1 protein-coding gene and 1 pseudogene are annotated in these 800 nt (G+C 67.6%); both read left to right on the plus strand.

Translation table 11 applies throughout. From position 1 onward, the window contains the following. Window positions 1-643: tyrosine-type recombinase/integrase (locus NKH13_RS35530; protein ID WP_352917494.1), on the plus strand; the 643-nt coding region annotated here is incomplete at its 5' end. 12 nt (window positions 644-655) lie between these two features. Continuing rightward, window positions 656-800 (plus strand): annotated as a pseudogene (locus NKH13_RS35535) (IS91 family transposase); the annotation flags it as partial.

The following is an 800-nucleotide window of genomic DNA, read 5'->3' on the forward strand; positions in this document are numbered from 1 at the left end:
CGCGCTGCGGTTTTTCTACGGCGTGACGCTGGGCCATGCCGAGATCCCGGAGCGGATCGTCTACGCCCGCTCGCCACGCACGCTGCCAGTGGTGCTGAGCGCCGACGAGGTCGTCCGGTTCCTGGAGGCGGTGCCGAGCCTGAAGACCCGAACGGCATTGACCACGGCCTACGCCGCGGGACTTCGCGCCTCGGAGACCGTCGGGCTGAAGGTCGGCGACATCGACAGTGAACGCGGCGTGATCCTCGTCCATCACGGCAAGGGCGGCAAGGACCGCACCGTGATGCTGTCGGCGCAGCTTGTGCGCATCCTGCGAGTCTACTGGCGGCTGGCGAAGCCGCAGGGCTGGCTGTTTCCCGGGCGCGGCGTCGACCGCCCCATCGATGTGCAGGTTCTCTATTCGGCGTGCCGCTCGGCGCGTGCGGCTGCCGGCATCGACAAGCGCGTGACGGTGCATACGCTCAGGCACAGCTTCGCCACGCATTTGCTGGAGAACGGTACGGACATCCGCATCATCCAGGTGCTGCTCGGCCACAACAACCTGTCGAGCACGGCGCGCTACACAAAGGTCTCGAACGGTCTCATTCGGCGGACGGAAAGCCCGCTCGATCGGCTGACCATTGAGGTTGTGCCGCCGGGCTGACCGGTTCCGCCAATGTCGGCGAGACTGGAGGTGGCGGACATCTTCCGCCGCCACGGCGAGGCGTATCGGCAGGCCCATGACGGCCATCTCGGGCGCGTCGAGCGGCGCGTGATGAGCGCGATCGAGCTATGCCGGACCGCCGAACTGGGCGGCCATG

The organism is Mesorhizobium sp. M1348, assembly GCF_040317925.1.
Lineage (GTDB): Bacteria > Pseudomonadota > Alphaproteobacteria > Rhizobiales > Rhizobiaceae > Mesorhizobium.